General features: G+C 64.2%; 18 protein-coding genes and 1 pseudogene. 11 read left to right on the top strand and 8 right to left on the bottom strand.

The window, feature by feature from the left end:
- Positions 1–8 precede the first annotated feature (8 nt).
- Complete coding sequence (locus AC1DD3_RS13850; RefSeq protein WP_476881916.1) at positions 9–794, top strand: ABC transporter ATP-binding protein; 786 nt, start codon at positions 9–11, stop codon at positions 792–794.
- A gap of 788 nt (positions 795–1,582) precedes the next feature.
- On the opposite strand, the gene AC1DD3_RS13845 is transcribed toward AC1DD3_RS13850, so the two are convergent.
- The 3 genes from AC1DD3_RS13845 to AC1DD3_RS13835 are packed head-to-tail and all read right to left on the bottom strand — an operon-like array spanning position 1,583 to position 5,072.
- Entirely contained in the window at positions 1,583–2,611 is a 1,029-nt protein-coding gene (locus AC1DD3_RS13845; RefSeq protein WP_476881915.1) for an ABC transporter permease, read from the bottom strand.
- Positions 2,608–3,567 carry an ABC transporter permease gene (locus AC1DD3_RS13840; protein WP_476881914.1) on the bottom strand — a complete coding sequence of 320 codons (960 nt, stop codon included), beginning with the start codon at positions 3,565–3,567 and terminating at the stop codon, positions 2,608–2,610. The genes AC1DD3_RS13845 and AC1DD3_RS13840 overlap by 4 nt, the downstream gene beginning before the upstream one ends.
- Entirely contained in the window at positions 3,564–5,072 is a 1,509-nt protein-coding gene (locus AC1DD3_RS13835) for a sugar ABC transporter ATP-binding protein (protein WP_476881913.1), read from the bottom strand. The genes AC1DD3_RS13840 and AC1DD3_RS13835 overlap by 4 nt, the downstream gene beginning before the upstream one ends.
- 119 nt (positions 5,073–5,191) lie before the next feature.
- Between AC1DD3_RS13835 and AC1DD3_RS13830 the strand changes: the two genes are divergently transcribed.
- Together AC1DD3_RS13830 and AC1DD3_RS13825 are read left to right on the top strand one after the other, a co-directional pair.
- On the top strand, positions 5,192–6,451 hold the full coding sequence (locus AC1DD3_RS13830) for a substrate-binding domain-containing protein (protein ID WP_476881912.1): 1,260 nt from the start codon (positions 5,192–5,194) through the stop codon (positions 6,449–6,451).
- Positions 6,452–6,464: 13 nt separating this feature from the next.
- Positions 6,465–7,871: an MFS transporter gene (locus AC1DD3_RS13825; RefSeq protein ID WP_476881911.1), complete on the top strand. Its 1,407-nt coding sequence runs from the start codon at positions 6,465–6,467 to the stop codon at positions 7,869–7,871.
- A 599-nt stretch (positions 7,872–8,470) separates the two neighbouring features.
- Here AC1DD3_RS13825 and AC1DD3_RS13820 read toward each other — a convergent pair.
- The gene (locus AC1DD3_RS13820; RefSeq protein ID WP_476881910.1) at positions 8,471–9,490 is read right to left on the bottom strand and encodes a dihydrodipicolinate synthase family protein; all 1,020 of its coding nucleotides are present in this window, start codon (positions 9,488–9,490) and stop codon (positions 8,471–8,473) included.
- A 27-nt stretch (positions 9,491–9,517) separates the two neighbouring features.
- Positions 9,518–10,531: an ornithine cyclodeaminase family protein gene (locus AC1DD3_RS13815; RefSeq protein ID WP_476881909.1), complete on the bottom strand. Its 1,014-nt coding sequence runs from the start codon at positions 10,529–10,531 to the stop codon at positions 9,518–9,520.
- Between the two features lie 142 nt (positions 10,532–10,673).
- Between AC1DD3_RS13815 and AC1DD3_RS13810 the strand changes: the two genes are divergently transcribed.
- The 8 genes from AC1DD3_RS13810 to AC1DD3_RS13775 all read left to right on the top strand — a co-directional run bounded on the left by AC1DD3_RS13810 (position 10,674) and on the right by AC1DD3_RS13775 (position 20,220).
- Positions 10,674–12,050 carry an aldehyde dehydrogenase family protein gene (locus AC1DD3_RS13810; RefSeq protein ID WP_476881908.1) on the top strand — a complete coding sequence of 459 codons (1,377 nt, stop codon included), beginning with the start codon at positions 10,674–10,676 and terminating at the stop codon, positions 12,048–12,050.
- A gap of 105 nt (positions 12,051–12,155) precedes the next feature.
- On the top strand, positions 12,156–13,661 hold the full coding sequence (locus AC1DD3_RS13805) for a bifunctional 3-(3-hydroxy-phenyl)propionate/3-hydroxycinnamic acid hydroxylase (RefSeq protein WP_476881907.1): 1,506 nt from the start codon (positions 12,156–12,158) through the stop codon (positions 13,659–13,661).
- A gap of 33 nt (positions 13,662–13,694) precedes the next feature.
- Positions 13,695–14,633, top strand: coding sequence for a VOC family protein (locus tag AC1DD3_RS13800; protein ID WP_476881906.1), 939 nt, complete (start codon positions 13,695–13,697; stop codon positions 14,631–14,633).
- Positions 14,634–14,678: 45 nt separating this feature from the next.
- On the top strand, positions 14,679–15,695 hold the full coding sequence (locus AC1DD3_RS13795) for a fumarylacetoacetate hydrolase family protein (RefSeq protein WP_476881905.1): 1,017 nt from the start codon (positions 14,679–14,681) through the stop codon (positions 15,693–15,695).
- On the top strand, positions 15,692–16,543 hold the full coding sequence (locus AC1DD3_RS13790) for an ABC transporter substrate-binding protein (protein ID WP_476881904.1): 852 nt from the start codon (positions 15,692–15,694) through the stop codon (positions 16,541–16,543). The genes AC1DD3_RS13795 and AC1DD3_RS13790 overlap by 4 nt, the downstream gene beginning before the upstream one ends.
- A gap of 85 nt (positions 16,544–16,628) precedes the next feature.
- A complete protein-coding gene (locus AC1DD3_RS13785; protein WP_476881903.1) occupies positions 16,629–17,645 on the top strand; it encodes a fumarylacetoacetate hydrolase family protein in 1,017 nt (338 codons plus the stop codon).
- Entirely contained in the window at positions 17,645–18,253 is a 609-nt protein-coding gene (locus AC1DD3_RS13780; RefSeq protein WP_476881902.1) for a cupin domain-containing protein, read from the top strand. The genes AC1DD3_RS13785 and AC1DD3_RS13780 overlap by 1 nt, the downstream gene beginning before the upstream one ends.
- Complete coding sequence (locus tag AC1DD3_RS13775; RefSeq protein WP_476881901.1) at positions 18,250–20,220, top strand: acetoacetate--CoA ligase; 1,971 nt, start codon at positions 18,250–18,252, stop codon at positions 20,218–20,220. The genes AC1DD3_RS13780 and AC1DD3_RS13775 overlap by 4 nt, the downstream gene beginning before the upstream one ends.
- A 257-nt stretch (positions 20,221–20,477) precedes the next feature.
- Here the strand turns inward: AC1DD3_RS13775 and AC1DD3_RS13770 are convergent.
- From AC1DD3_RS13770 to AC1DD3_RS13760, 3 genes and pseudogenes are all read right to left on the bottom strand, one after another.
- Positions 20,478–20,603: pseudogene (locus AC1DD3_RS13770) on the bottom strand (2-dehydro-3-deoxyglucarate aldolase); the annotation flags it as partial.
- 1,138 nt (positions 20,604–21,741) lie between these two features.
- Positions 21,742–23,103 carry an MFS transporter gene (locus tag AC1DD3_RS13765; RefSeq protein ID WP_476881900.1) on the bottom strand — a complete coding sequence of 454 codons (1,362 nt, stop codon included), beginning with the start codon at positions 23,101–23,103 and terminating at the stop codon, positions 21,742–21,744.
- Positions 23,104–23,191: 88 nt separating this feature from the next.
- Entirely contained in the window at positions 23,192–24,898 is a 1,707-nt protein-coding gene (locus tag AC1DD3_RS13760) for an FAD-dependent monooxygenase (RefSeq protein ID WP_476881943.1), read from the bottom strand.
- Between the last annotated feature and the right edge of the window lie 54 nt (positions 24,899–24,952).

Genomic DNA, 24,952 nt, shown 5'->3' with positions numbered 1-24,952 from the left:
AGGCCCACATGCAGTCCACACCGATGCCCATTCTGGAAGCCGACGGGATCGGCAAGTCCTTCGGCAACAACCAAGTTTTGTCCGATGTCACATTTTCCGTCGGGAAAGGTGAATTCGTCTGCATCGTTGGTCCCTCCGGCACCGGAAAGACCACGCTGCTGCGTGCACTGTCCGGGCTGGGACCGGGCAACACAGGGGAAGTGAGAGTCAACGGGCGCGTTGTTGTGCAGCCGCCGGCTGAACTCTCGGTCGTCTTCCAGGACTACAGCAGGTCGCTGATGCCTTGGATGAGGGTGGGAAAAAACGTCGAGCTGCCGCTAAGGCGGCTAGGCTTGTCCCGCGAGGAGCGCCGGAAACGCGCGGAGCAGGCGCTGCGGGACGTGGACCTGGGGCATGCCGAGGACCTGTATCCCTGGCAGATGTCCGGCGGCATGCAACAGCGTGCCGCGATTGCCCGGTCACTGGCCTATCGCCCCGAGATCCTGATCATGGACGAGCCGTTCGCCTCCGTTGATGCTCAGACCCGGGCGGACCTCGAGGACCTGATGTTGGACATACGCGACCGCTTGGGAGTTACGATCGTCTTGGTGACACACGACATAGAGGAAGCGGTGTATCTGGGCGATAAGGTCATCGTCTTGTCCGGCCGGCCGGCCTCAGTTGCCGCCTTGGTCGAGATCCCGCTGGGCACCGGACGCGACCAGATCGAAACCAAGTCCCGCCCCGAGTATCTGGAACTCCGGGCGGAAATCCACCGGATGATCATGAGGAAACCAGACACCGTGGCGCGCTGAGCGGGCCCCCAATGACCTCCAAGGGGCTGCCTGGTCTCCTCGACAGGGCAACAGCCCTCAAGGCAAAACATCATCGCGCTGAAGGCCCGGGCGATTGATTTGGCGCCCGAGCCTCTGCTCCGCCGAGCCCATGAGCAGGCTCTTCGAATGTGCTAAGGCACACGGGGCACTGATTCAATGAACTTCGAGTTGGGGGTGCGCAGGTGCCGTACGCATTGCACCCGGCAGGACCAACAAGGAACTGGTAAACGACGAGCATCTTGTCTTGAGGCCTCCGCCACGACCGATGGCGGGGGCCTTGCCTGCTTCGCCGCGAAGAACTGCGCGGGAGGTTCGTTCGTATACGAGCGCGGCAGCGGTGGGCCGATCTCCGGCCCACCGCCGTGGCCTTCGCCTACCATTTCCGCAGGCCGGATGGTCCTTACGTCACTTCGGCTGACACTAGGATTGGCCAGAACCTGATCGACTGGACTGCAGATTTGCGAGATCCTGGTCCACTAGGTGATCGATCCCCAACGCACACTGGAGAGGCCTGCCTCCCGAGACTGGGGGAGCGGTCCGCAGGCTCTTGCTCACGCGGTCTCGCGGTGGGGCAACGCGCAGAAGAAATACTAGGGACGGCTCACTGTGGGGAAGAAATGATGTGAGCCTCGGCGTGTGATTCATAGAAGAGGGCAGCGGTAATTCGGCTGGCCCTACCCAATCACAGCGGGCGGAAGCGCAGACGGGGATGCCCCTGCCCATTGGCAGGGGCATCCCCGTTCTTTATGTGTACGTAAGACCAGGACTCAGAACCTGTCGCGGACGTGACGTTCCCGTCCGTAGAGCGAGACGACGGCAAGGATGATGATCCCAAAGATGATGCGGCTCTGCGCTTCGGAGAGTCCGTTACTCACGATGATCGTGGACAAAAGGGTGAGGGTGAGGGCGCCGAGCAGCGTCCGGGTGTAGCTGCCGCGGATGGAGCCGAAGATGGTGCCTCCAACGAGGACTGCTGCCAGGCCAGAGAACAGGTACGGTTCCCCGATGGTTTGGGACCATCCCGAGCCGTAGGAGGCAATGAAGATGCCGGCGATCCCGGCCAAGGCGCCGGATGCGGCAAAAACTAGGGTCCACACGGCGGAGGTGCGAATTCGGGTCAGGCGGGCTGCCCGGAAGTTGACTCCCGTGGCATGGAAGCGGCGTCCGGCCGCGGTTCGGTTGAGGAAAATCCACAAGCCCACCCCGCAGAGGAGCACGATCAGGATGATCGGCGGGAACGGCATTCCAAAGGTGGTTCCCCGGAGGCTCGCCAAAGAACGCAGCGCCTGCGGCGGGGCTGAGGAGTAGTCGCCGTCGGCGAGGAAGAGCGTCGCGCCCGTCAGTGCCGCGCCGGTACCCAACGTGACGACCAGTGGCTGGACCGCGAAGCGGTGGCAGATCCAGCCGATCAGGGCGCCGATGCCGCCACAGACTACGACCGTGATCAGCACGGCCACAACCGCCGGCACCGCGAGCTTGCCAGCAACGTTCGCCGCAATGAAGGCGCCAAAGAGGATGTAGCCTGGCGCAGCCAGGTCCAGTCCGCCCAGGATCACCACGAGCGTCTGCCCCATTGCCGCTAGAGCCAACAGGGAAGTGATGACCAGGATCGACGTGACGGACCTGGGGTTTGCGATGGCAGGGATGGTAAAGACCAGCCAGGCCGCCAAGGCCAGTACGACCAGGACTTGCAAGACAGGCACTTCCAAAACCCATGCCTTGAACCTGGTCAAGGCCCTCTGCCGGGACGTTGGGGCGTGCGGTGTTTCCGCGGGGGACAATGTGTCACTGGTCATGATGCGTTCCTCTTCAAGCGGGGTGCCAGCAGCGTCGCGCCCAGCACGACGCCGACGACGAGGACGGCGCCGTAGGCGAATTGGATGAGGCTGGGGGCCACGCCCGAGGCGGTGAGCAATTGCTGCAGGAGATAAATGGAGACCGCTCCGAAGAGTGCGCCCAACAGACCACCGCGGCCGCCGGCGAGGCTGGTTCCGCCCAGGACAGCGGCGGCGAGGCCCAGCAGGGCATAGGTAGAGGCGAGCGAGGATTGCGATGACTGCACAATGGCCGTCAACGCAATGCCGGCGATCCCGGCAAACAGCCCGCCGAGGGTGTAGGCGAGGATCCGGATAACCTTGATGTTGACCCCGGAACCGTAGGCGGAGACATCGCTCTCGCCGGTGGCCAGGAGATTGCTGACAAATGCCGTGCGGCGAAGGGTGAACCAGATGACCCCGGCGGCGCCAATCGTCAGGAGTGCGCCCGGGACGATGCCAATGCCTCCGGAAAAGACCTCGGTCCAGTTATCCGGGGCAGCCACCGGGTTCTGGGCGATGCTCAGCGACAGTCCCACGAGCAGGAACAGCATCCCGGTGGTGGCGACCACCGGGTGCAGTCGCACCACAGCGACCAGAATTCCGTTCAGGGCACCGATCCCGGCGGCAACGGCCAGGATGATGGGAGCTGCCAGCTGCCAGTTGCCCATCCCCGCGGGGATGAGGATGGCGACGAAGAAGCAGTTGATGAACGTGGCCAGCGGGCCGACAGAGATGTCGATGCCGCCGGCGAGGATCGAAGGCGTGGAAGCGAATCCCACCAGCACGAACGGCGCCAGCGTGGCCAGGGTGCCGGGCAGGCGCGCGGGGGAGAGGAAGGACGGTGAAACGAAAAGGTTCAGCACCAGCAGCACCAGTGCGAGCAGCAGGGCAAAGGCGAAGGGCCAGCGCTGGAACAGGGTCAGGACGCGGTTCATGTGAGGACCTCTGATTTCTGGCCGAAGTATGCGGCGACGATGGATTCGGTGGACAGCTGTGGGTGGGGGATCTGGGCGAATACCGCTTGGTCGCGGAAGACCAGGACGCGATCAGCGAGGTCCACGAGCTCGTCGACCTCGCTGGAGAGGACCACGATACTCATGCCCTCGGCGCTGAGCCGATGCAGGATTGCGTAGATCTCCCGCTTGGTCCCGATGTCAACCCCTCGGGTGGGGTCGTTGAGCAGCAGGACCTTGGGGTCGGTGGCAAGCCACCGGGCCAGCAGCACCTTCTGCTGGTTGCCGCCGGACAGAGTGGAGATGGCATCGTGCGCGGCACCGAAGCGCAGGGACAGTAAGTCGGCGAAGGCATCGAACCGGCGGGTAGTGCTGCGGGTGTCCAGCAGCCCGCCGCGGCGGTCCTTGGCCAGGGTCGGGAGTGCGAAGTTTTCGCGGATCGACATGGACTCGAACAGCGACTCGCCGCGACGTTCGCGCGGCAGGTAGGCCACCCCCAGGACATCCCCGTTGCGCTCGGTAAGCTCTGCGGCGCCCTCGGGAAGAACGCGCACGACGCTGCCGGGCCCACCCGCCACACCGGCCAGGCGCTTGATGAACTGGTCCTGGCCGTGGCCCTCGAGCCCCGCGAGGCCCACGATCTCGCCAGCGCGCAGCTCGAAGTCGATGGGTGCCGACGCCGGTGCCAGACGGACGGCCGCTCCCTGAAGGACGCTGTCCCCGGGAACATGCGGTTGCCGGCGGGTGTCGTCATGGCCGGAGTTTCCGGTCATGTCCGCGATTAAGCGGTTGACGGATAGATCCCATCTCTCCACGGTGGAGACACTGCGCCCGGACCGTAGGACGGTGACCCGGTCCGAGATCTCCGCGACCTCGTCCATGCGGTGCGAGATGAACAGGATGGCAGTGCCCTCGGCCGCGAGCCGGCGCATCTCCACGAAGAGCCGGTCACGGGAGCTGACGTCCAGGGAGGCCGTCGACTCGTCGAGGATGAGCACCTTGGGGTTGCGCACGAGTGCGCGGGCAATACACAGGGACTGGCGCTCGGAGAGCGACAGCTTGCCCGCGGGAAGATCCAGCGGAATCTCGCCTGCGATGCGTTTCAGGACGTCTTGGGCTAGTGCTCGCTGCTCGGCGCGGCCCAGTCGGCGACGAAACACTCCGTGGGACCCGAGCCAGACGTTGTCGAGGACTGATTGGCTCCCCGCGGTGAGGACTTCCTGGAATACCGTCGCAATCCCCAGGTCCATGGCAGCTCGGGGCGATCGGCTCGATACGGGGACGCCGTCCAAGGTGACGGTGCCGGAATCGGGGCGGTGGACGCCTCCCATGATCTTGACGAGAGTGCTTTTCCCGGAGCCGTTTTCCCCCAGGAGTGTGTGGATTTCGCCCGGCCTGAGATGGAGGTCGCCGTGGATGAGGGCGCGGGTGGCACCGAAGCGCTTGCTCACCCCGGTGAGCACCAGGCCGGATGGTTGGTCGTTCACGGCGGATCTCCTTGGCAATCGATGTGGTGTGGGTCATATGCGAAACTAGACGAATCGTACAGCATGTGGCTACTCTTATGCGATACGCAACGACGCGTTCACTCGGCAAGGAAGAACACATGAAGAAGATGACCTCTTTCCCCCGTTTCACAACAGTCGGCGCCGCGATCCTGGGGGCAAGCGCCCTCGCCCTGACGGGCTGTGCGGCATCTGGGCCAGCGGCCCCGGGCTCCGCCGGCGGGAACACGTCCGGGTCGGCGGAGTCGGCGGCCGCAGGGACCTGCGGGTCGCTGCCGACGGATACGGTCAACGATCCGAACGGCCTGCTGGCCGGTTTCCCCAAGGATATCGCCGCGGGGTATAGCCTCTACCCGTACGAGATCCGGAAATCGGCATGGGCCGGCTACAAGTCGAAGAAGATTGACGGTTTCACGGCCGCGATCGTGGGCATGCCACCTGCCAGCCCTTTCATTGCCTCCATGTCGGGGGCGATCCGCACGAGCCTGAAGGCAAGTGGTGTCAAGATCGTAGGCGAATTCGCCCCGGATGACCCGTCGAATGTGCCCCTTCAGCTCCAGCAGTTCAATGAGGCGCTCTCGCTCAAGCCGGACGTGATCATTTACACGCCCATCGCACCGGAGCCTTCTGTGGGCCTGGCCAAGGCCGCATTTGACGCCGGCATCCCGCTGGTTGCTGCTCAGGTGCCGATCGATTCCGAGTACGCCGTCAGCGTGACGAGGAATACCCCGCTGGCGATCGCCCAGGTCACCGCAGGCACGCTGAGGTCAATCGGGGGAAAGGGTAACGTCCTGCGCGTCGACGGCATCCCGGGTATCCCCGTCTCGACCTTCGCAACCCTGGGCATCGATGCCGTCCTGAAGAACTGCCCGGAGATCAAGGTGGCCGGGTCGGTCACCGGCTTCTTCCAACCGGCAACGGCCCAGGCGGAGGTCCAGAAGTTCCTTGCGACCAACCCTGCCGGGGTTGCCGCCGTTCTTCAGGCCGGAACGATGGGCGTAGGCATCCGCAACGCCTTTGAGGAATCGGGCATGGACGTGCCGCCGATCGCGGACGACGGATCGAGCCGCGGATTCTCTTCCTGGGCGCTGGCAAAGCAGGACTACCCGTACTTTGGAACCACGACCCCGTCCGTGCGCACCGGTGAGGCAGTGGCCGACGTGGCGCTGCGCATCCTGAAGGGCCAGGGTCCGAAGATCAACCAGATTGTTGAACCCTCGGTGATCGTCTCCCGGGAGAACCTCGCCAAGGTCGCGGATTCCTCGTGGGACCACAATGACCTGAGCGATCTGGCCGGTGCCCCCGAGGACTACCTGCCCACCAATCGCCTCAATGAGTTCTTCTCCCAGCCCGGCGCATAGGATGGCGCGAGCATTGAATACGAGGGATGAATCCGGTGGCCCGTCTTGCGGCAGGCCGGGCTCCGAGCGCCTGACGCGCAGGCACTGGATCTACTTCACTCTGATCACGCTCGTCCTGCTGTCCGATGGCATGGACGTCACGATCGTCAGCCACATCTTTCCCACGCTCATCAAGAGCTGGGGAGTCTCCGTCGGGGGCGGCATTGCCTTCGTGGTAGCCGTTGGCTTCCTGGCGATGGGCCTTGGTGCGGTCGTCGCTGGCGGCCTGTCTGATAGGTGGGGACGCAAGTTCGTCCTCGTCGGTAGCGTGGTCGTCTTCGGCGGGGCCACCGCCCTGGGGGGAACGTCTGGCGACTTCACGGCATTCGCCGCGTGGCGGATACTGTCCTGCATGGGCATGGGCGCGGCGATGGCGTCCGGAAACACCCTGCTGGCGGACCTGATTCCCGAACGACGGCGCGCGGCACTGCTCGCGATGGCGTATGCCGGGGTGGGCCTGGGGACAACGGTCGGCGCAGCTCTGGCCGGTGTCTTGCTCCCAACGTCCGGGTGGCGGGTGCTCCTCGCGGTGGGAGGCCTGATCCCGTTGGCAGTAATCGTCGTGCTTGCCGTCGTCGTGCCCGAATCCCCTGCCTTTCTCTCGGCGAGGCGCCGTGCGGAAAACGCAGTGTCCCTGGCTGGCCGGGGACGGGAATCGGACGGTCTCGGTTCAAGGGTTCCGACGTCGGGGTCCGATGCGTCTGTGCGGACCATCCTGTCGCGGCCACTTGCCCCCACGACGGTCCTGTTGTGGCTATTCGGCTTCTTCTCCTTGGGCACCCAATTGCTGATCGCCCAGTACCTGCCTACCTTGTTGCAGCTTCCGGTGCCCGGTCTCAACACAGTGCAGAGCAGCACCATCGTCGGTGTCTATGGATTGATGAGTGTCTTGGGAGGCGTGGTACTTGGCGCCATTCTGGCCACGGTGTCCCGTTTCCTGGTCATCGGAGTTGTCCTCGGGTTGTCTGCCGTCATGTCGGTCGTGGTTTACCTCCTGCCCGATCCGGGATTCGGTTCCCTGATCGTGGTCTTGGGGATCACCGGCTTCATTTTGCCAACTGCCTTCGGCCCCACACGGAGCGTCCTGGCCGCCATGGCCTACCCGGACCACATACGGGGCGCGGGAATAGGCGTCGCGGAATTCGGCGGACGGCTGGGAGCGGCCGCGGGCGGCGTTGCCGGTGGCACGCTGATCGCCGCCGGAATGGGCCTCTCGAGTTTGTTCCTGGTTCTGCTGTTGCCCATCGGCGTGCTCTTGGGTTCGTTGACGGGGCTTCGCCGGCAGTCGCGGCGGACCCGGGTGCCGGAGCAAACCCAGGTCGGTCCAACTGGCCCCCTGCCTGCGGAAGGAGCCCCGGCGCGCGCGACCGTTATGGAGTGATGTCAACGAGTCCCCGTGGCCACCATGGCCGGGGTGCCGGCACGAACGCCGGTCGGTGAGCGGTTCAATGCGTTCTTCGGAGAATTTCATAGCCTGACTCGAACGCGGGTGAAGAACCATCACAAGTCTTGAACCGGAGTCGAGTGCCCTTACCACGGTGGATGGTCTAATGGACATCCATCGTGGAAAGGGCACTTCAGTTTGGTCTGCACCGTGACATGAGGCCACCGGCTCGGAAAGCACCACGCAGGGTACGCGGCCGCTGGCCCGTTGGTGGCCCGATTCGATGCTCAACGAACCATCTTTTCACCGTGGATTCTGATGCTTCCGACAAATGCGGCTCTGTTCGTTGGATCGGGCCCCAGGCTCGGTCACGATTGGCCTGCGGGCAATGCCACCGACTGGGCTGCGCAAGCAACCCTGCCTGATGCTTGAGCAACCACTTCGGCAAAGCGCTGTAGTGGCGTATACCCGGTTCGGGTGCTGCATCTTCTCCGGCACGCTGTCCCATACACAAAGAAACCCCTTGGAACACGGAACCAGCAGACTGATTCGATGTTCCAAGGGGCTTTCCAAGGCCGGCACAAGTCCGGAAGCGGTTAGGCGCTGACGCGTCCGCGCAGGTACTCGGAGTCAGGGGAGTCGGTGACGGGCAGTCCCGAGGCTTCCAGGCTTGCGCGCAGCTGCTTCATGAAGCGGTCGGGAAGTCTGACTGCCGGCGGGCGCAAGGCGCCGCCGTTGAAGCCGGAGAGCCATTCCTGGTATTTCCATTGGGTTCGGTTGATGGAGCTGGTGCCCGGGGTGGATGTGGACGAAACGGCGATGTTGGCGGCCCGGGCCGGCTGAACCTCCCAGTAGCGCTCCATGGCTTCTTCCCACTTGCCGGCGCGCGCCAGCTCGAAGGTCTTGGGGTAGTAGTCGCCCATCCAGTTCGTGTTCGCGGTGCCGGAGAATTGGACGTCCAGGACCGACATGAGGGGGATTATTTCGGCCTCGATGGGGCAGGAGATCACCACTTCGTCGCGGAAGTGGTGGTACATTTCCATGACTCCCGGGATGCCCGGGTAGCCCTGTTCGGCCTTGATGGCGACGATGCTCGGCATGGCGTCGAGGACGCGGCGCACGAAGTCCACGCTCATGCCGGCCGGGTGGATGCGTTCGAAGCCCCAGGCCGGGAGCGGGAACAGCATGGTGGCCAGGTCGGTTTCGTCGGTGAAACGCTTGGTGTAGTCGAAGACCTCGTCGTAGGAGGTCGGCCAGAACGATGAGGGGTAGGCCAGCAGGGCGCGGTCGGCGCCTGCCTTGGTGGCCAGGTTTGCTGCGTGGATGTTTTCTTCCAGGGTGCCGAAGATGGCGTGGAAGAAGAGGGCGAAGTCCGGGCCGGCTGCTTCGCGGGCGACGGCCGTGATCCGGGCGTTCTCCTCCGGGGTGACATTGGCTTCGGCGATGATCAGGGAACCGGCGTAGCCGCGTTCCTTCAGCAGGAGGATGTCGTGGCGGATCGCGTTCTCGTTGATGCCCGAGAAGTCAGGGGTGAACGATGGGTGAGTCACCGCGACGGTGCCGGTGAAGTTCTCCTTGGCCCAGGATCGGGCCTCGGATTTGGTGTATTCCACCATGGTGTTCTCCTTTATTTCTGTGAGGTGTTATTTGCGGCTGGTGACAATGCCGACGGGCAGGACGGTTCCGATGCCCTCGGCGCGGGCGCGGTCCACGAGCATCTCGGCAACCACGATGTCCTGCAGGCCGGAACCTGTCGACTTGTAGATCCGGATCCCGTGCGCGGAATCGATCTCGGTTTCACCGGACAGGACGGCATTGAGGGTGACAACGATCGAATCGACATCGACGCCGTGCGCGCGGGCGGCGATCATGTCCCCGCTGTCGTTGACGACCTCGTCACGGGAATCCACCACGACCACCGCGGCGCGGGCGATGAGTTCGGCGGGCAGCTCACGCTGGGCAGCGGTGGTGGAGCCGATCGATACTACAGCGGTGTTCTTACCTACCCATTCGGCCTGCAGGGTCGGGGATTCATCACGGGAGCGTGCTGCGCAAAGGATGAGATCCGCGCCTTCCGCGGCCTCGCGGGCCGAGTCGACAGCCCGCGCGGGAGCCCCGAACGCGCCGTCGAACTCGGCCGCAAAGGCCTCGCGGTTTGCAGGGGTCGGGCTGAACACGCGGATGTCGGCAAACTCCAGCAGGTGGGAAAAGGCAGTCAGATGGGAGCGGGCCTCAAAGCCCGAGCCGATAACGCCCACGGTCAGCGGCCGTGGCGGCACGATCGTGGACGTGCCCACAGCAGTGGTCGCGGCGGTGCGCAGGCCGGTGACGCGATTTCCGTCAACGAGTGCCACCAAATCCGCGGTGTCCTTGTCGAAGAGTGAAATCAAGTAGCTGACGCGCAGGCCGTCAGCGAAGGACCCGGCGATTGACTTTGCGCCGAACAGCTGGCCGCTGGGCGGTACCGAGGGCATGATCCGCAACCACTCCCGCGGTGTCTGGGCGAAGATCCGCCCCGGGGTTCCGGCCTCGTCGCCGGGAGCCTTGTAGGCGGCGCGGATGGCTTCGATCGCCGCGGCCCAGTCCGAAAGGCTGGCAACGTCGGCGTCGGTGAGAAAGAGCGGAAGTTTGGTCGGCAACTCGCCAGTGGTGCTCACGGGCACTCCTTGGATGTCGGGCAGCCGGTCCACGGGCTGCGGGCGTGGGTGGATTTATTGTGTAGACCTAAATAGTGTCCGATACGAATCGTATCCTATACAATCGTGATCGAGAACACGTCTCGAGGAAAAGGATCCAACCATGGCAATCGCAACCATCAACCCGACCACCGGCTTGACCGAAATCATCATTGAGCCGCATACGGCCCAAGAAGTCCAGGACCGCGTCGCGGAAGCCGCCGAAGCGGCGCGGCTGCTGCGGGACACCACGTTTGACAAGCGCGCACAATGGATGCTGGCCGCGGCGGACATTCTGGAGGACCAAGCGGAGGGCCTGGGCGAGCTGATCACCGTCGAGATGGGCAAGCCGATTGGGCAATCGATCGCCGAGGTGCACAAGTGCGTCAAGGCCATGCGCTTCTACGCCGCGAACGCTGAGCAATTCCTCGCCGACGCCCCGCTGGCGGACCCCTCAACGGTCGGCGCAAGCCGTGCCTGGACCCGGTACGAGCCGCTGGGCACCGTCCTTGCGGTCATGCCGTGGAACTACCCGCTCTGGCAGGTCATCCGGTTTGCGGCACCGGCGCTCATGGCCGGTAACTCCGGTCTGCTCAAGCATGCCTCGAACGTGCCCCAGGCCGCGCTTTTCCTCGACACCCTCTTTGAGCGGGGAGGGTTCCCGGTGGGCTCCTTCCGCACCCTGCTGATCGGCGGTTCCGAGGTGGGGGCCGTCCTTGCCGATCCGCGGGTCAAGGCGGTGACCCTGACGGGTTCCGAGCCGGCAGGACGCTCGGTGGCCTCCATTGCCGCTGACCACGTGAAGAAGTCCGTGCTGGAATTGGGCGGCTCGGACCCGTTCATCGTCATGCCCTCGGCAGACGTCGCCGCCGCTGCAGCGACCGCCGTACGCGCGCGAATCAGCAACAACGGCCAGTCCTGCATTGCCGGCAAGCGCTTCATCGTGCACACCGAGGTCTATGACGCGTTCGCCGCCGAATTCGTGAAGCTGATGTCGGACCTTGTCGTCGGGGATCCGCTGGACCCCGCAACCCAGGTGGGGCCGCTGGCCACCGCGTCCGGACGCGACGAGCTGGCCGAGCTCGTTGAGGACGCCCGCTCCCTGGGCGCCCAGGTGCTTACCGGCGGGACGATTCCCGAGGGCCCCGGCTTTTTCTATGCCCCCACTGTGCTCGCCGGCCTTACCGAAGAGATGCGGATCATCCAGGAGGAGACCTTCGGGCCCGTCGCATCCCTCTACCGTGCGGCGGATCGCGAGGACGCCCTGAGGATCGCCAATCAGACCACTTTCGGTCTTTCCAGTGCGGTCTGGACCGGTGACGCCCAGGAGGAAGAGTGGTTCACGGCCAATCTCGACGCCGGCGCGGTATTCATCAACGGTATGACCGTCTCCTACCAGGAGTTGCCGTTCGGCGGGATCAAGCGCTCCGGTTTCGGACGTGAGCTCGCCGCGGTAGGCATCCGGGAGTTCTGCAACCTCAAAACTGTGTGGAGGGCCTAAGACGCAAAGCTGACGCGCATCGCAGCCTTCCAGCGCTCTTGTGCCACGAAGTGATGCGTGTTACATTCTATCCGAAACGATACGTACTGAACTTGAAGGAGTGAGATGACTGACATCGTCAACGTTGACGTGGTGGTGGTCGGGGGAGGGCCCGTGGGGGTAACGGCCCTGGCTATGCTGGGCCGTGCCGGCCTGAGTGCAGTCGGCGTGGAACGCGAGGTCCAGGCATGGCCGACTGCGCGCGCCGTGCACTTCGATGGCGAGACCTTCCGTACCCTCCAGTCGCTGGGGGTTGCCGAGCGCTTCGCCAAGGCCACCTTGCCGATGGCTTCGATGCACATCGAGAACGAGGAGCGCGAGGTCCTGGTGTCCGTGCCGACCGGACGACTCGGGGCCCAGGGTTGGCACGACGACCTTACTTTTCACCAGCCTGACATCGAAGTCCTGCTGCAGGAGGTCGTTGAGGAACTGCCCGGTGTGGAGCTGCGCCGCGGCATGACCGTGCTCTCGGTACGCAATGCCGAAGAGGGTGTCGAAGTCGCGGTGCGCAGCTCGGACGGCGAGGAGTCCCTCATCCGTGCCCGTTGGGCCATCGCAGCGGACGGAGCCCGCTCGCAGAGCCGCAAGGCACTGAACATCGAGACCGAAAAAATCGGCGAGGATGCGCAGTGGCTGGTCGCCGACGGGATCCTTGAAGACAGCCCGGGCCTGTCGTCCGACATGATCTTCCTGGGCCACCACACCCGGCCCGCCCTGTGGATCCGGTTGCCGGGCAAGCGGGTGCGGATGGAGTTCATGCTGATGCCCGGGGACGATCCCGAGGAAATTGCTACCCCCGCCGGCCTCGAACGCCTCAGCCACGGCGTACTGCCGGCAGACAAGTTCACCGCAGACCGGTTGGCGACCTACACATTCCGGGGACGCATTTCCCAACAGTGGCGTGCCGGGAACATCTTCCTGGCAGGCGACGCCGCACATCAGGCCCCTCCGCTGTTTGGGCAGGGCCTGTGCGCCGGAATACGTGATGTTGCCAACCTGGTGTGGAAGCTCGATGCGGTCAAGCGCGGTGCGGCCGACGACAGTCTCCTTGACACCTATGAGAGCGAGCGTCTGCCGCACGCACGCTTCTGGGTTGAGCAGGCGGCCAACGCCGCCGGCTTCCTGCAGACCACTGACGCCGGGGTGGCAAAGCAGCGTGACGCCTTCATCCGGGCGAACCCCGCGGCATCAGCTCCCGTTTCACCCCCGCTGGGACCGGGCCTGCACGAAGGCGGCACCGATGACCGTGCCGGCCGGCTCGGCATGCAGCCGATTCTCGCCGATGGGGTTCGCTTGGACGACATGGTGGGTTCCCGCTTCCTGGTGGCAACCACCCGCGAGCTCTATGCCGCGCTCCCTTCCTCCCTGCGCATACAGCTGGAGGGGAACGACGATGTCGTCGTGCTCTTCGATCCGGCTAAGGTCGGCCAGATCCTTGCTGCCGCCGGCGCCAGCATCGTCGTCGTTCGTCCGGACCGGTACATCCTGGGCCTTGGCGACACCCTCGAGGCCTTCGAACGCCTTATCGGCAGCATCCCGAAAGTCGGCCGCCACGTGCCGGCACATATCTAGACCCACATCTGCGTCAGAACACAGGAGACCATCATGGCATTCAGCCCGATCACACACCTGAGGCACTTCGACATCGCGGTGCCCGATTACCAAAAGCAGGTCGAGTTCTACAAGAACCACTGGGGGCTCACCGAAATGGAGAACGACGGCGGCGTGACCTACTTCGCCGCCGAGGGTTCCCCGGAACAGTATTCGGTCCGCGTGCGCAAGGCCGATGAAAAGCGCCTTGACATGGTCGCGTTCGGCGCGGCGGACAAGGCGTCGGTTGACCAGCTCGCGTCGGACCTCATCGCCAAGGGCGTGAAGCTCATTGGCGAACCCGATGACGTCAAGACTCTTGGCGGCGGATACGGCTTCCGCTTCTTCGACTTGGAGGGGCGCACCATCGAGGTCTCATCCGACGTCGAGGTGCGTAAGCACCGCAAGATCGAGGAACGCGAGGCCATCCCGGTGAAGCTCTCCCACGTAGTGCTCAACTCCCCGGAGCCGGAGAAGATGCGCGCCTGGTATGAGCAGCACCTGGGCTTCCGCCTTTCGGACACCCTGAACCACCCGCACATGGGCGACCTCTTCTACTTCATGCGCTGCAATGCACAGCACCACTCCATCGCGATCGCGCGCGGCCCGCACGCCTCGCTGCAGCACGCGTCTTTCGAGCTGCGCGGGATCGACGAGTACATGCGCGGCAGCGGCAAACTGCTGCGTGCGGGGTTCAAGAAGATCTGGGGCCCGGGACGGCACAGTGCCGGGGACAACACGTTCACCTACTTCCACGATCCCAACGGCAACACCATGGAGTACACCACTGCACTGGACACGGTCGACGAGGATACCTGGCACCCCAGCATCTATGACACCAGGGAACCTGAAACCTCCGATCAGTGGGGCACCGGCGGCGACATGGACGAATTCATCGCCCGCGAAATGTTCAACGACAAGGACCAAGGCCTGTACGTCGCCCCGCCGGTATAGCGGCACCAGATGATGACTAGCGGAGGATTTATGGAAGAAACACGCATGAACCAATTCATGTTGGGCACCTTCGAGGACGGCGGGGAGGAATTTCCCGGGGCCGTCTTCGGGGACGTCGTCGTTGACGTGCGCACGGCGGTGCCTGGCATCACGCGGATCGGGGACCTGTTCGCCGACTGGGACGCAAACCTGGAGGTGATCGGGTCCATCGACCCGGCCGCGGCCGGTGGCCGCCCGCTCGAGGGGCTGAAGGTGCTGCCACCGGTGCAGCCGGTGGGCACCATCATTGCTGCCGGGGCCAACTACCGCGAACACGTCGTGCAGATGAGCGTGGCACACAAGCTCGGGGCGGCAGGCGCCGACGCGGGACAACTGGCAGCCGACGCCGCGGCCGAAATCGATGAGCGCGGCCGCTCTGGCGACCCGTACGTCTGGACAGGGATCCCCTCGGCGGTCTGCGGCGCCTATGACGATGTGCAATTGCCGGATGTCGGGGGCAACATCGACTGGGAACTGGAGCTTGGCGTGGTCATCGGCCGCCGGGCGCACCGGGTCTCGGCCGCGGACGCCTTCGACTACGTGGCCGGGTACACGATTGTCAACGATGTCACCGCGCGCACGCTCGTCCCGCGCAACGACATCGCGATGATGGGTACCGACTGGTTCCGGGCGAAGAACCAGCCGACGTTCTTCCCCACCGGCCCCTACGTGGTGCCGAAGCGGTTCGTGCCGGACCCGGCGAAGTTGCGGATCCGTTTGAGCCTCAACGGCAAGGTGATGCAGGAAGCCCTGGCCGATGACCTGCTTTTCGACATCCCGAGCCTGATCGCCTACGCCTCCTCGGTCGCTGTGCTGCAGCCCGGGGATGTCCTGATCACCGGTTCGCCGGCGGGCAACGGTTCGCATTGGGGCCGATTCCTCCAGGACGGCGACGTGATGGAAGCGGAGATTTCGGGTCTCGGCACCCAACGTTCGACGGTCCGCGGGCCCAGCGGGCAGTTGCCTCCCTGGTATGTGGATCGCCCGGTCGCTGTCGCCGCGGCCGGCGGGGCCGCCTCGTGAGCCTGCGCCAAAGCCACTTCGTCCCGCCGGTGTCGTATCTGCTGGCGGCCGAACTGGGATTCCTGCAAGGATTAGAGGTGCTGCCCACCCGGACCACCTCGAGCGCCGAACAGCTGAGGGCCCTGATTGCCGGGGAGCAGGACATGGTCATCACTGCGATCGACAACTTGTTCGAGTGGACCCGGGCAGGGGCCGACCTGCGCCTGGTGGCCCAGGTCGAGGCGACCACGCCGCTGGGCATCCATGCCCGCGGCGAGGCGAAAACGCTGGCGGACCTGGCCGGGTGCCGGTTCGCGGTGGACGCCCCGGACAACGGCTTCGCGCTCATCGCCAAGCGGCTGCTTCGGGACGCCGGCGTCGAGGTCGATTTTGTGGTGGTCGGTGGCGTGCGCGAACGCCTGGACGCGCTGCTCTGCGGTCAAGTGGATGCGACCCTGCTCGGGCCGCCATTCGACGAACTGGCCGAACAGGCCGGTTTGCGGCGCGTGCTGGATGTCAACGCCCGGCTGCCGGAACTGCCCGGCCAAGGCCTGGTGGTCCGCGCCGAGGTTCTCGAATCCGAGGACCTGGAACGCTACCTCGGTGCCTTGGTGCGCGGGGTGGAGGCCGGAGTGTCGATGGCAGATGCTCACGGCATCGAGTTGCTTGAACGCAGCGGTTACAAAGCCGCGGCCGCGAGCGCCTGGGGCTCACGGGCCCGCACACTTGCGGTGGATCAACGCGGGCTGGAGCTGCTGACAGGGATTCGTCGAAGCCTGGACATACTTCCGCCGGACATCGGCCTGGAGGAGCTCTGCGATGGCGAACCGCTCTTGAGGGCCACCCGGTCCGCCACTATCAGTAACTGAGCGTCACCCCACGAAGTTGCCTATTGCAACTCCACAAACCCGATGCGATACTGTACGTATCGTATTTAGAACTATAGGAGCAACCATGAAACTGGGAAGAATTGCCGTACCCACGCCCGACGGCGAACAGATCCGACTCGTCGCGGCCCAGCCCGAACAAGGCCGGGTCATTGACCTTGCGCGCGCCTACGCCCTGACACTTCAGCGCAAGGCCGCCGAGCCGGATCGTGCCCGTGCGCTCGCGTTGGCGGTGCTTCCCGGAAGCCTGGCGGCGGGAATTGGCGGCGGCTCGATCTTCCTGGACGCGGCCCATGATGCACTTGCCGCTGCAGACGATGCCTCGTACGGAATCGACGAGGTCTCGTGGCGCGCGGCGGTCGACTCCCCGGTCATACGCGACGGACTGACGTTCGAGAAGCACATCCAGAACTTCCACCGCATTGTTGCCAAGGCACAGCCGGCACGTTCGATCTACGATCGTCCGGGCTACTTCAAGGGCACCACTGCCATGTCCTACGGGCACGACCAGGAACTGCCCTATCCCGACTTCACCGATGCCCTGGACTGGGAACTTGAGGTGGGGTATGTGGTGGGCAAGGCCGGCAGCGACCTGACACCGGATGAGGCGCTGGATCACCTCTTTGGCATCACCATCTTCAACGACTTCAGCGCAAGGGATATTCAGGGCGCGGAAATGGCCATTGGCATGGGCCCGCAAAAGTGCAAGGACTTCGGCTATGGCATCGGTCCTTGGGTCACCACCATGGACGAAATTGACTCCATCGAGGGACTGCGCGGCCAGGTCCGCGTCAACGGAGAGGTGCTCTCCGATACCAAGGTCGAGGACTTCGTCTACACCCCCGCCGAGTTGCTGGCCTATGTCTCGATCTCCGACCGCCTGCAGCCGGGAGACCTCATCGGTTCGGGCACCATGGGCTTCGGCGCCGGTGTTGAGATCGGCAAATTCCTGAAGCCTGGCGACGTCATTGAGTTGGAACTTGAGGGCGTCGGCACTCTGCGCACCCCGATCTCCACGGAACGCCAAAAGGCCCCCTGGTGGCCCGAGCCCCGCACGTACCCGCACGAAGAATGGGTGGCCTAATGACCCGGCCCCCAGTTCGCCGCATCGTCACCGGACACGACGACCAGGGACGCGCCATCATCCTCTCGGACGGGGCCGCGCCCAACCACTGGTCCTCGGAACTGATCCCCGGATTCGGTGCCACCGTGCCGTGGCTGACCGCAGCCGGACCCATCGACCACGTCAGTGACACCGACCCGGCCACAGCGGACGCGGAGATTCCCAGCTTTCCCGCCGCCGGCGAGACGATCCTGCGTATTGCCGACTTTCCGCCGGACTCCGTCTATCCGGATGAGGCAGGCTCCGTGATCTTCAGCGAGCTCGACGGGCACGAGGAGGCCGAAGCGGGAGCCGAGCACAGCGGATCGAAGCACTTCTGGTTCCACCGCACCGACTCGCTGGATTACGCCGTCGTTCTCGAGGGCGAAATCACGTTGTTGGTTGATGAGGGTGAGGCGACCATGCGCGCCGGCGACGTGGCCGTGCAACGCGCCACCAGCCACGCGTGGTCCAACCGCACCGACACCACGGCCCGGGTCCTCTTCGTGCTGATCGGGACCGAGCCCCTCTCTGCAGCCCAGATCGCCGAGCGGCGCAGGGAGGCTTCCCGGCCCTTGGAGAGAGCATGATCCTCGACGCCCAGGCCGCCGACGGCGACGTGATCTGGGAGCCGGATCTCGAACGCAGCCCGGAGACCGCCGTCGAACGTTTCGCCGCATTCCTGGGCGGGCAGGGCATCGACGTCGGTAGGGGCTATGACGAGCTTTGGCAGTGGTCGGTGGATGAGCCGGAGCAGTTCTGGGAACTTTTTGCCCGGTTTGCGGGTGTCGAGTTCGGCGGGACTGCAGGGCCCGTCTGCACTACGGATCCCATGCCGCACACGCGCTGGTTCCCTGGACGTACGCTCAACTTCGCCCGGCACCTGCTGGAGGGTCACGACGGAACCGCACTGATCGGCATCGCCGAGGACGGGACGCGCGAGGCGGTCACCTGGGATGCGCTGCGGCGCGAGGTGGCTTCCCTGGCCTCACACCTTCGTGCCCGCGGCGTGGGCCACGGCGACCGGGTCGTGGCGATCCTCCCCAACGTTGCCGAGGCCGTCGTCGGGCTACTCGCCACCGCCTCCATCGGTGCCGTGTGGTCCGTCTGCGCCCCGGAGTTCGGCCCGGGCGCAATCGTTTCGCGGTTCGCCCAGCTCGCCCCTAAGGTCGTCATCGCCGCCCCGGGCTACATGCTCGGCGGGAAGGACAGGGACCGCCGCGCGGAGCTGGAGGAAATCTTCGCCCAGCTCCCCACTCTCGAGCACGTGATCTGGGTGGGACGGCACACCTCCGTCCCGAGTATCCCGACCCGGGCCCCGGCAGTGGAGTGGGCCCAGGCCGTGGCCGAACCGTCGGATCTTGTCTTCGACGACGTCGAGTTCAGCCACCCCCTGTGGGTCCTGTTCTCCTCAGGGACCACTGGCATTCCCAAGGGCATCGTGCACGGCCACGGCGGTGCGCTGCTGGAGGAAATGAAAATGCTCCTCATTCACTCGGACCTGCGGCCCGGTGACCGTTACCTCAACGTCGCCTCGACCAGCTGGGTGCTGTGGAACGCAGTTGTCTCCGCCCTGGGCGTGGGGGCGACAGCGGTGCTCGTCGACGGAAACCCCACCTTCCCGTCGATCGACCGGGTATGGCAAATTGCCGCAGCCGAGCGGGTCGCGGTCCTTGGTGTGGGTGCGGGCTTCGTCCACTCCTGCGCGAAGGCCGCTCTGGTGCCGATGCAGGACCACGACCTGGGCGCCCTGAAATCCCTTCAGGTCACCGGATCGCCGCTCTCGGCCGACGGCTATCGCTGGGTCTACGGCAGTGTGGGTGACATCTGGCTGGCCTCGATGAGTGGCGGTACAGACATCGCCTCCATCTTCGTGGGTGGATCCCCGACGCTTCCCGTGCATGTCGGCTACATCCAGGCTCCGGCCCTCGGGGTGCGCGTGGAGTCGTGGGATGAAGCCGGCGATCCCACCCGTGGCAAGGGCGAACTGGTGGTGACCAAGCCGATGCCCTCGATGCCCCTGAGCTTCTGGGGAGACGACGGCAGCCGCTACCACGAGAGCTACTTCGCCATGTATCCGGGGGTGTGGCGGCACGGGGACTACATCGAATTCACCCCTCGCGGAATCCTCATCCACGGCCGTTCCGACTCGACCCTCAACCGCAACGGGCTGCGTCTCGGTTCGGCAGACATATACACGGTGGTTGAATCGCTACCGGCGGTGGCCGAGGCCCTGGTTGTCGGTGCGGAACTGGGCACTGATTACTACATGCCACTGTTCGTCCACCTGGCCGACGGCATCAATCCGGATGTGGCCAAGGAAGCGATCACTAGGTCCATCCGGGAGAACCTCTCCGTCCGATACCTGCCCGACGAGATAGTCTTCATGCCTGGCATTCCGCATACCCGCACGGGAAAGAAGCTGGAAGTTCCCGTCAAGCGGCTACTGCAGGGGGCGCGGCTGGAAACGGTCGCGGATCTCGGGTCGGTGGATGATCCGGAGCTGTTGAAAGAGTATGCCCGGTTTGCCCATGAGCGGCAGACCGTGTCCCCCTAAGCGGCACCGCTTCCGGCCTGCGGTATCCAAGGATGTCGTGGGCCGGCTTCGGCTTGGCCCAGCTCGTCATCGTGGTTGATGAAGGCGTGCCTCTCTGGATTTCCGTCCCTCTGCTTCGAGCCAGGGACGCCAAGAACCGAATAGGGGTGTCTTGCCCAACCTGCTAGATGCCTTCAAGAAATGCCGCGTTCCTCAGAAAGTGAGGGCCGGGTTGAGCACACCGGGTCAGAGGTGCCGACAGGGTCCAACCATCGGGGTTAGCAGCTGACGGGGTTACCACCAGCGGAAGGCCGGACGTACTGCGCTGCGAGGGCTTGGGAGCCCCTTGCCAAGAGCGCGACGTCGGCGCCCACCAGGACGAACGATGCTCCGGCGGCCAGGTATGACAGATGGCCCAACGGATTCCCACGCGTGTAGGGTCCGAACGCAACGAGACAAGTCCATAAATGACCTCGAGAAATGTTGCCTGCAAAGCTCGATGTGGAGAATGAAATGTTCGGATTTAGAGAGAGCAGTGGGCCGACCGTGCTAATGCAACGGGTGGGGCGGTGCTGCAGTATTGCAAATGCCATGAAATCAATGCTTACCGCCGGAATGCGATCCCAGCAGACGAGATCTGTCATATCCGCTCTCGGTCAAGGCTTGCAGCACGGGGTGGTGTAATTCAGAACCTTTTGGCCAGTCACGCCCAGATCACCCACATCATCGTGAAAGCGAATCGAGGAGGACCTTTGACCTTCTCCTAGTGCGCCGGGGCGAAAGTAGGTGCTTCCCGAAGAAGTCGATGTACTGACCGATAGCACAGGGCCTGAGGGAATGCCCTTCCGGGGTCCCCGCCCATTTCCAAAGCCGCTAACGGATATTCCGTCAACCTGGCCAGGCTCGGACACGTCGCGTCGGTAACCCTATTCCGTCCACAGTTGGGGTCAATTCGGGTTATCCACCGCTGGAAGTCGGGAGCCGTCGGGGTAGCTCCCTGGCAGCAGTAGCGGTGGATAACCCATAGGAATTGTCCCCGGCTGTGGGCGGCGGCGGGGCAGGCCTCTCAGTGGGCCCAGATCTAAGTTCTTATTTCGGGGCCCAAGCCGACTCCCCTGTCAGGTTTGGGGTGCCCAAACTAGACGAATACCGGTTCATGGGGCACGGTTCTCTGGCGCGGGGGATACTCGGGTCTATTCCATTGGGGCACTTGAACTTGCCGCCGCGCATATGGAACTCGACAGGTACCGTCAAGCGGTGAGGCACCCTACGTTGCGATAGACGATGGCCGTGGCGGCCATCTCGGGTGCCCCACCGCAGCTTTTTTGCAGACCGCAGTGGCCGGTTCTGCAAAGCGTGACCTCGTCGACCCCGTTCGGTGGTCTCAGGGGGCTGCGTATGAGTTGGCCCCTCCGGAGGTAGAGGGCAGGTGAGATGGTAGGTCCGGGCGAGGTTCGCCCGAGTTGGATTTACAGGCCTTCGCGATAGGGACCGGCCGCCCACCCTTGACACAGTTCACCAGGAACGGATCACGGACCCGGTTTATTGGCGGGCTGTCTGCGTCCCGGCTGAACGGATCGCGTCGAGGCCTGCATCAACTGGATCCGGAATTTCCAGGGGTTCTTTGCTCCGGTCTTTCACGATGGAAACTGCGACGATGGAGATGACGGACGCGGCGAGAAGGTACAGGGAGATCGATGTGGTGGTGCCCGTAGTGCTGAACAGGTACGTTGCAATGGTTGGAGTGAATGCTCCGCCGATAAGGGAGCCCAAGCCATAGGCGATGGATGCTCCGCTGTACCGGACCCTGGCGGGGAACATCTCGCAGAAGAGTGCTGACTGCGGGCCGTAGGTCAGACCCTGGCCGAAGGAGAGCAGGACAACGGCCAGCAGCAGCAACGGGAAACTGCCGGTATTGATAAAGCCGAAGATGGGAAACGCAATCGCCATCTGTGCGATGAAACCGATTTGGTAGGTACGCTTCCGGCCGATGCGGTCGGACAGCGGGCCGGCGATCCAGGTAAAGATGAGCCAGGTGATCGAGGCCAGGACGACGGCGAAGAGGACCGTGTTGCGGTCCATGCCTATGGCACCGGTGGCGTAGGAAGTGATGTAGCCGCCAACAAGCAGGTAGCCTCCGACGCCGTTTCCCATGAAGATCAGCGCGCCGAGGATAACGTGCCGCCGGTTGAAGCGGAAAAGCTGGACAAGCGGCGTGATGGACTCGGCCTTCTTTTCCTTAAGCTCGGTGAAGACCGGGCTTTCGGCGACGTTGCGGCGGATGATGATGCCGGCGATGATCAGGAGGAAGCTGAGCAGGAAGGGAATGCGCCAGCCCCAGGCGAAGAAGTCCGCGTCGGGCAGAACCGTCGAAAGCAGCGTAATCATGCCGATAGCCAGGACCATGCCCGCCGGCGCACCCAGTTGCGGGTAGACACCATATTTTCCGCGCTGGCCGTCAGGTGCGTGCTCAACCGCCAACAGTGCCGCTCCGCCCCATTCGCCTCCTGCCGAAAGGCCTTGGAGGATGCGCAGGAACACGAGCAGGATGGGAGCGGCAATACCGATGGAGCCGTAAGTAGGCAGCAGTCCGATGGCAAATGTCGCCCCGCCCATCAGGGTGAGGGTGAGGACCAGTACCGCGCGGCGGCCGAGCTTGTCTCCCAGATATCCGCCCCAGATCGCTCCAAGCGGGCGGAAAACGAAGCTGACTCCGGCGGTGGCGAACGCAACGAGTGTGGCTGCAGTTCCGTCAAGCGGGGAGAAGTAAAGTTGGGCGAAGACGAGCGCGGCGGCGTTGGCGTATATGAAGAAGTCGTACCATTCGATGGTCGTTCCGATGGCTGTTGCCCATGCGACGCGGCGGTGTTCCGCGGCCACAGAGGATTTATTGAGAGCTGTCATGGGTCCAATTCAGACTGATAGGGCCTCTGAGTCGGGAAACTCGGTCGGGAAGAGGCATTGGGAAGAAGGAGGGGCGGATGAACCGTTGTTACGGCGCATACAGAGGAACGGAGGCCTGCTTGATAAGCGGTGGTTTCCGCTCCAGATGCGCTTCGTTGGCTGGGTCTGAACCAACCGCCCTGCGGAACGAAGCGACGATGTTTTCAGGGTCGCGTCCATCGCAAACGGCGGCGACATAGGCATCAGGCCGGATAATCCATACGTCGTATGCGGATGGTTTCAGCTGTAACTGCAGGGAACGTGTTGGATCGATGTCAGAAATTTTCAGGACGGCTACAGGCGCATTCCCCGTGCGCCGCACCAGCGCTTCGATGGACTCGGCATCGACGGCGTCACCGGTGAGCAGTATCGAGCCTTCCCGGGCCAGGCGACGGATCCGGCGTTCCGTTCCGGCTACCGTGATCGCGGCGTCGGGCAGAATCACCCCCGGTCCAGGGTTCGCCAGCATGCCCTTGGCTGGCCGTCCGGCGAAGGGTCGCTCGGGGTTGGGAGTGGTCAGGGGTGAGTCGGTGTACCAGAACGGCTCGAACAGCCGTCCGGAATTGATGTTCTTCCGGGCCTGCGGATCTTTCAGGGCCTGCTCAAGGCACCGGGTCCGGATCTCCTTTTGTTCGGGTGTCTGAGGCACCAGAAAGTCCATGGTTTCTGAGGTTACGGCGATGTTTTCCAGTGCCGCTGCCCGGCGTTCACCGTCATAGGAGTCAAGCAGCTTTTCGTCGGCCCAGCCGTTGAGGACGAAGGCCAGCTTCCAGGCGGCGTTTTCTGCGTCGCCGATGCCCGAGTTCAGGCCGCGGCCGCCGAAGGGTGAGACAAGATGGGCCATGTCGCCGGCCAGCAGCACCTTGCCAACACGCATGCGGTCGACGACGCGTGAGTGGAAGCGATAGACCGACTTCCAGACGATTTCGTAAGGGGCGTCGCCGATGATGAGACGAATACGGCGGTCCAGCCCGCCGGTGGCCACGTCCTCCTCGAGGTCGTAGCCGGGGGGAACCTGCCAGTCGATGCGGTACTGGGAATCCGGGCAGGGGTGGATGAGTACCTGGCGGCCAGGGTTCCACTCGGGATCGAAGTAGAAGCGGCGTTCCCCTTCCCACCCGTCCAGTTCCGCCCTGATGTCACAGATGAGGAACCGGTCGCCAAACGTCCGGCCGTCCAGGGAAACGCCAATTTCCTTCCGCAGCTCATCCGCCCGCGCCCCGCAGGCTGCGACAGCATAGTCACCGGAGAACTCGTGTTCGGACCCATCCTGGCCGGCGGCGGTGACGGTGACCCCGATGGCATCCTGGGCGATGCCCCGGACAGTACGGTCCCAGAGGACTTTAATGCGCGGCTGGTCGGCAATCTGCTCATCCAGCAGCTGCTCGGTGCGGGTCTGGGAGAGATTGACGAATGGAGGGAACGGGGAGTCTGCGGATTCGAAATACGTATCGCAGAACAGCTCATGGGATTTGTAATAGGTGCGGGAACGGTTCCAGGTCAGCCCTTCCTGCGCGATCTTGGCACCCGCCCCCACGTGTTCCCAGACGTCGAGGACATCGCGGTGCTGCGCTAGGGCCTTCGATCCAATGGAGTCCCGTTGGACGCGGCCGTCCAGCAGCGTGACATTGATCCCCCGCTTTGCGAGCAGCAGGGCGGTGGTCTGTCCGACCGGCCCGTTCCCGAGAACCAGTACATGCTTTGTGTTCATGGCACAGTTGTCCCTTGCGTTGTGATGTGAAGAAGATTTTTTGATGGCCCCGCGGGCGGCGCCGACGGCCGTTCATCCGGAGAGCGCTTGTCTCTGCGG

This window comes from Arthrobacter sp. 05T444, from assembly GCF_056395905.1.
The sequence above is the reverse complement of the archived record's forward strand: the minus strand, read 5'-3'. Positions and strand labels throughout refer to the sequence as shown.